General features: G+C 67.7%; 5 protein-coding genes. 2 read left to right on the forward strand and 3 right to left on the reverse strand.

Going from position 1 to position 6,281, the window contains the following annotated elements; genetic code table 11:
- Nucleotides 1–114 precede the first annotated feature (114 nt).
- The 3 genes from ACFWY9_RS10865 to ACFWY9_RS10875 form a co-directional block, all read right to left on the reverse strand.
- Entirely contained in the window at nucleotides 115–2,136 is a 2,022-nt protein-coding gene (locus tag ACFWY9_RS10865; protein ID WP_378322466.1) for an ABC transporter ATP-binding protein, read from the reverse strand.
- A gap of 76 nt (nucleotides 2,137–2,212) precedes the next feature.
- Nucleotides 2,213–3,946 carry an ABC transporter ATP-binding protein gene (locus tag ACFWY9_RS10870; RefSeq protein WP_378338724.1) on the reverse strand — a complete coding sequence of 578 codons (1,734 nt, stop codon included), beginning with the start codon at nucleotides 3,944–3,946 and terminating at the stop codon, nucleotides 2,213–2,215.
- Nucleotides 3,947–3,989: 43 nt separating this feature from the next.
- Nucleotides 3,990–4,646 (reverse strand): TetR/AcrR family transcriptional regulator, encoded by a 657-nt coding sequence (locus ACFWY9_RS10875; RefSeq protein ID WP_378322469.1) that lies wholly within the window; start codon nucleotides 4,644–4,646, stop codon nucleotides 3,990–3,992.
- 205 nt (nucleotides 4,647–4,851) lie between these two features.
- Between ACFWY9_RS10875 and ACFWY9_RS10880 the strand changes: the two genes are divergently transcribed.
- Nucleotides 4,852–5,751 (forward strand): Ku protein, encoded by a 900-nt coding sequence (locus tag ACFWY9_RS10880; protein ID WP_378338725.1) that lies wholly within the window; start codon nucleotides 4,852–4,854, stop codon nucleotides 5,749–5,751.
- Between the two features lie 252 nt (nucleotides 5,752–6,003).
- Nucleotides 6,004–6,216: a hypothetical protein gene (locus ACFWY9_RS10885; RefSeq protein ID WP_378322471.1), complete on the forward strand. Its 213-nt coding sequence runs from the start codon at nucleotides 6,004–6,006 to the stop codon at nucleotides 6,214–6,216.
- Nucleotides 6,217–6,281: the final 65 nt, after the last annotated feature.

Consider the following 6,281-nt stretch of genomic DNA (forward strand, 5'->3'; position numbering starts at 1 on the left):
CACACGACGGTGGGGTGCGCGGCAGAATTGGTGAGAGGGCGCGGCGCCGCCCACTGCTGTCTCACAGGAGTCGTCACGATCCCAACACTCGCCCCCCCCCCCCCCGCTTCCCGGTCAGTCCGTTTCGGCCATCGCCTCGGCGAACTGGGCGGCGTAGAGCCGCGAGTACGCGCCGCCGGTCAGCAACAGGGTTTCGTGGTCGCCCTGTTCGACGATCCGGCCCGATTCCATCACCAGGATGACGTCGGCGTCCCGGATCGTGGACAGCCGGTGCGCGATGACGAAGCTCGTCCGGCCGGCCCGCAACGAGTTCATCGCCCGCTGGATGAGCACCTCGGTGCGGGTGTCGACCGAGCTGGTCGCCTCGTCGAGGATGAGGATCGCCGGTTTCGCCAGGAAAGCCCGTGCCACCGTGATGAGCTGCTTCTCACCCGCGCTGACGGTGCCGCCCTCGTCGTCGATCACCGTGTCGTAGCCGTTGGGCAGGGTACGCACGAAACGGTCGACGTGCGTCGCCTTGGCGGCCTCGATGATTTCCTCGCGCGTGGCGTTGTCCGCGCCGTACGCGATGTTCTCCGCGATCGTCCCGCCGAACAGCCACGCGTCCTGCAGCACCATGCCGGTCTTGTCGCGCAGCTCCTCACGGTTCATCTTCGCGATGTCGACGCCGTCGAGGGTGATCCGGCCGCCGTCGATCTCGTAGAACCGCATGAGCAGGTTGACCAGCGTGGTCTTGCCCGCGCCGGTCGGGCCGACGATGGCGACCGTGTGGCCCGGTTCGACGCTGAGCGAAAGGTTCTCGATGAGCGGCGTGTCCGGCAGGTACCGGAACGAGACGTCCTGGAACTCGACCTGGCCGCGGACGACCTCGGGCCGCGCGGGCTCGGCGGGTTCCGGTTCCTGCTCCTCGGCGTCCAGCAGCGCGAACACCCGCTCCGCCGAGGCGACACCGGACTGCAGCAGGTTCGCCATGCTCGCGATCTGCGTGACCGGCTGGCTGAACTGCCGCGAGTACTGGACGAACGCCTGCACGTCCCCGAGCGACAGCCCGCCCGAGGTGACCCGCAGCGCGCCGATCACGGCCACCAGCACGTAGTTCAGGTTGCCGATGAACATCATCGCGGGCTGGATCATCCCGGAGATGAACTGCGCCTTGAAACTCGACGCGTACAGCGAGTCGTTGTGCTCGACGAAGGTCTTCTGCGCCTCCTTGCGGCGGCCGAACACCTTCACCAGTGAATGCCCGGTGTACATCTCTTCGATGTGCGCGTTGAGCCGCCCGGTGGTGGACCACTGCTTGATGAACTGCGGCTGCGCCCGCTTGCCGATCTTCGCCGCCACGAACACCGACGCCGGCACGGTCAGCAACGCGATCACCGCCAGCAGCGGCGAGATGATGAACATCATCACCAGCACGCCGATGACCGTCAGCACCGAGGACACGATCTGCGCGAGCGTCTGCTGGAGCGACTGCGCGAGGTTGTCGATGTCGTTGGTGACCCGGCTCAGCACCTCGCCGCGCGGCTGGCGGTCGAAGTACTTCAGCGGCAGCCGCGCGAACTTGTACTCCACCTGCTGCCGCAGGTCGAACACCGCGCGCTGCACCAGCGTCGTGGTCAGCCGCGCCTGGATCAGCGAGAAGAACGACGCGATGACGAACAGGCCCAGCACGATCAGCAGGATCCGGCCGACCCCGGTGAAGTCGATCGGCGCCCCGGGCACGAAGTCGACGCCGCCGAGCATGTCGGCCTTGGTGTTCTCGCCGTGGGCCCGCAGCCCGGCGATCACGGCTTCCTTGCTGAGACCGGCCGGCATGTCGTGGCCGAGCGCGCCCGCGAAGATGAGGTCGGTGGCCTTGCCGAGCACCTTCGGCCCGATCACGGTCATCGCGACGCTCAGCGCGCCGAACGCGAGAACCCCGGCCAGCGCCGCGCGCTGCGGCTGCAGCAGGCGCAGCAGCCGGGCGAAGGATCCCTTGAAGTCCAACGCCTTCTCCGGCGGCATGCCGCCGGACATCCATCTGCCGGGCCCGCTCTGGCTGGGCCCCGTCCCGGGCGCGCTCCCGTGCGTCCGCGCGGCGGTCGGCCGCTCGCCCGCTTCGGTCTTGGCGGTCTCCGAGGAGTCGGTGGTGCTCATGCGATGGCCTCGCTTCGCGAGACAGTGTCCAATCCCTTTTGGCGCATGATGTCGATGATTCGCTCGCAAGCGTCGCTCATGCCGCCTCCTGTTCAGTCAGCTGCGACAGCACGATCTCCCGATAGGTTTCGTTGCCGTCCATGAGTTCGTGGTGGGTTCCGGTGCCGACGACCCGGCCTTCGTCGAGCACGATGATGCGGTCGGCGCCCCGGATCGTGCTGACCCGCTGCGCGACGATGACGACGGTGGCTTCCGCGGTCTCGGCCGCCAGCGCCCGCCGTAGCGCGGCGTCGGTGGCGTAGTCGAGCGCCGAGAACGAGTCGTCGAAGAGGTAGATCTCGGGCTTGTGCACGAGCATCCGGGCGATCGCCAGCCGCTGGCGCTGGCCGCCCGAGACGTTGGTGCCGCCCTGCGCGATCGGCGTGTCGAGTCCTTCCGGCTTCTGCTCGACGAAATCCTTGGCCTGCGCGACCTCCAGCGCGTGCCACAGGTCTTCGTCGGTGGCGTCCGGATTGCCGTACCGCAGGTTGCTCGCGATCGTGCCCGCGAACAGGTACGGCTTCTGCGGGACGAGCCCCACGACCGACGACAGGGTCGTCGGGTCGAGGTCGCGGACGTCGACTCCGTCGACCTTCACCGAGCCCGCCGTGGCGTCCATCAGGCGGGGGATGAGGTTGAGCAATGTCGTCTTCCCGGTGCCGGTACTGCCGATCACCGCGGTCGTCTCGCCGGGGCGGCCGATCAGTGAGATGTCGGACAGCACCGGCTTTTCCGCGCCGGGGTAACGGAATTCCACCCCGGCCAGTTCGAGATGACCGTGCACGGCACCGGGCCGGATGGGCGTGACCGGCAGGCGCACGCTCGGCTCGGTGTCCAGCACCTCGGTGATCCGCTCGGCGCTGACCTCCGCGCGCGGCACCATCATGAACATGAAGGTGGCCATCATGACCGCCATCAGGATCTGCATCAGATAGGACAGGAACGCGGTCAGCGCGCCGATCTGCATGCTGCCCGAATCGATGCGCTGCCCGCCGAACCAGAGCACGGCGACGCTGGAGGCGTTCATCACCAGCATCACGATCGGGAACATCAGCGCCATGAGCCTGCCGACCCGCAGCGACACGGTCAGCAGGTCGTCGTTGGCCTTCGCGAAGCGCTCGCGCTCGTGCGTGTCACGGACGAACGCGCGGATCACCCGGATACCCATGATCTGCTCGCGCAGGACCTGGTTGATCCGGTCCAGCCGTTCCTGCATGAGCCGGAAGGCCGGGCGCATCTTCGCCACGATGACGCTCACCGCGATCCCCAGCACCGGGACGATGACCAGCAGCAGCGAGGACAACGGGACGTCCTGGTTGAGCGCCATGATGATGCCGCCGACACACATGATCGGCGCGGACGCCATGAGGGTGAAGGTCATCAGCGCCAGCATCTGTACCTGCTGGACGTCGTTGGTGGTGCGGGTGATCAGCGACGGGGTGCCGAACTGGCCGACCTCGCGGGCGGAGAAGTCCTGCACCCGGTGGAAGACCGCGGACCGGACGTCCCGGCCCAGCGCCATCGCGGTGCGCGCGCCGAAGTAGACCGCGCCCAGCGAGCCGCAGATCTGGACCAGCGAGACCAGCAGCATCGCGCCGCCGATGCCCAGGATGGCGCCGATGTCCCCCTTGACCACGCCGTGGTCGATGATGTCGGCGTTCAGTGTGGGCAGGTACAGCCCGGCCAGCGTCTGGATGAGCTGAAGCAGTGCGACCAGCCACAGGACGCCCTGATACGGGCGCAGATGACTGCGCAGGAGCTTGATCAGCACAACGGTGACTCCCCCCAGTGGTGGTGTTGTCGTTCGGGTGGTGCTAAGCGATGGTGCTTTCCCGGTCCGTGTCCCGGCGACCGGAAGTGGTGGTGAGCGTGGGAAAACCCGCCGACAGTTCCCCCAGGAGCCGGGTCAGCGTCGGCAGGAACACCTGCTGGTCCGACGTGAACCATTCGACGAAGGCGAGCCGGACCGCGCTTTCCACCGCCCCGGCCATCAGACGGGCGTACAGCTCGTCCCCGGTGTCGGCTTCGGCCCGTTCGATGATGGCGTCGGCGAGGAGGCGTTCGACGGTGTGATGTGCCTTGAGGAACTCTCCCCGCAAGGCAGCATGCCCCATCAGCGCGCGGACCCGGGAAACATAGGCCCGATCGGGTTCGCCGTCACGCGAATATTGTTCGAGCACCGCGCCGGTGATGGCCTCCCACAGCGGCTCCTCCGCCGGACGAGCGAGCAGTGCGTCGCGGACGCGGTGCTGGCGATCGACGACGAACTCGCAGACCGCCTCCTCCTTGCACGAGAAGTAGTTGTTGAACGTGCGCGGGGAGACGCCCACTTCGGCGGCGATGTCCTCGACCTTCACCTGGTCCAGGCCGCGATCGACCGCCAGGCGCAGGGCGGCTTCGCTGAGCGCGCGACGGGCCGCCTGCTTCTTGCGTTCGCGCAGGCCGGGCCGCGACCGGGATTCGGAGGGCATACGGCGAGCGTAGCCAAAAGTTGCGTGGCACGCAAAAATCTGCGCGACACGCACGAATCGGGCAGACTTTCGGGCAGGCCTCCGGTCGCTGTGAGCAGGCTGGAAGAAGGCCGTCTCCCATGCTCAGACTGTCGCGGGTGGGCGTTTCGGGTTACGGTTGTTACGTAGCGTGAGTACGGGTTCGGTGATCGGCGGAGGTGCGGGCATGCGGGCGATGTGGAAGGGCTCGGTGTCGTTCGGGCTGGTCAGCATCCCGATCCAGCTGTACGCGGCCACCGAGAACAAGAACGTCTCCCTGCGGCAGGTGCACGAGGCCGACGGCGGGCGGATCCAGTACAAGCGGTTCTGCACGGTCGACGGGCAGGAGGTGCCCTACGCCGAGATCGCCAAGGGCTACGAGCTGCCCGACGGCGAGATGGTGGTGCTGACCGACGCCGACATGGCCGACCTGCCGCTGCCCACCCAGCGCATGATCGACGTCCTGGAGTTCGTGCCGATGGAGTCCATCGACCCGATCCAGTTCGACAAGACCTATTACCTGGAACCGCAGAAGAACGCGGTGAAGCCGTACGTCGTGCTGCGGGACGCGCTGCAGAAGGCGAGCCACGTGGCCATCGCGAAGGTCGCCGTCCGGCAGCGGGAGAGCCTGGCCGTGCTCCGCGTGCACGACGACGTCCTGGTGATGACCACCATGCTGTGGCCCGACGAGGTCCGTACCCCGGACTTCCCGTTCCTGCACGAGGATCTCCCGCAGGTGCGCGCGCAGGAGATCACCATGGCGGGTTCGCTCATCGACTCGCTGTCGGAACCGGTCTTCGAGGCGGAGAAGTACTCGGACAGCTATCGCGAAGCGCTCGAATCGATGATCGAGGCGAAGGTCGCGGGGAACGAGACCGCGAAACCCGGCCCGGTCGCGGCGAAGGCCGACGTGGTCGATCTGATGTCGGCGTTGCAGGCGAGCGTCAACGCGGCGAAGAAGTCCCGCAAACCCGCCCCCGCGCGGAAACCCGCGGTGCGCAAGGCGTCCGGAAAGTCCGAAGCGGACCCGAAAGCCGCGAAAAAGCCCGCCACGCCGCGCGCACGGCGTTCGCCGAAGAGCGCCTGACACCGTCGAGTCGTCCGTCCGGATACGCGTGTCGTCCGTCGGTGTACGTGTGTCGGCGCACCGTGGGTCCGAAGTGGACTCCGGGCGGGGCCGAGGCGGTGACCAGGCTGTTCACCGGGAGTACCGGACCGGTGACGGCGACACGCCGCGCGTATGCCAGACTCTGGCCTCCCCGGGTGGTACCAAGAAGCAGTCGGGTCGAATCGAGCAAGATCGCGGAAGCCCGCAGGACACGGAAGGCGGAACAGCATCATGGACTGTGCGTCCTGTACCGCCGGTATCGACCACTGTCACGGCACACTGGTCGTGCATCCGGACGGCGGATTCGCCGAATGCACGGACGACGGCTGCACCGATGACGATCGCGTGCGGCACGCCCTGATCATCGACTGCCACACCCTCGACGCGGCCTGTGACTGCGTCGTCGAGCAGCACGCGGAAATCGTGCTGTCCCAAGCTTCCTGAGCCTCCCGCCATCGAGGGGGGGGGGGGCGCGGCGGGGCGGCGCCCCGCGCGCGGGGGGTGGGACG

It is taken from the genome of Amycolatopsis sp. NPDC059027 (assembly GCF_042739735.1).
Lineage (GTDB): Bacteria > Actinomycetota > Actinomycetes > Mycobacteriales > Pseudonocardiaceae > Amycolatopsis.

Coding starts and splice junctions, on each gene's coding strand:
- ACFWY9_RS10865 (WP_378322466.1), bottom strand. CDS start 2,136: ATGAGCACCACCGACTCCTCGGAGACCGCCAAGACCGAAGCGGGCGAG.
- ACFWY9_RS10875 (WP_378322469.1), bottom strand. CDS start 4,646: ATGCCCTCCGAATCCCGGTCGCGGCCCGGCCTGCGCGAACGCAAGAAG.
- ACFWY9_RS10880 (WP_378338725.1), top strand. CDS start 4,852: ATGCGGGCGATGTGGAAGGGCTCGGTGTCGTTCGGGCTGGTCAGCATC.
- ACFWY9_RS10885 (WP_378322471.1), top strand. CDS start 6,004: ATGGACTGTGCGTCCTGTACCGCCGGTATCGACCACTGTCACGGCACA.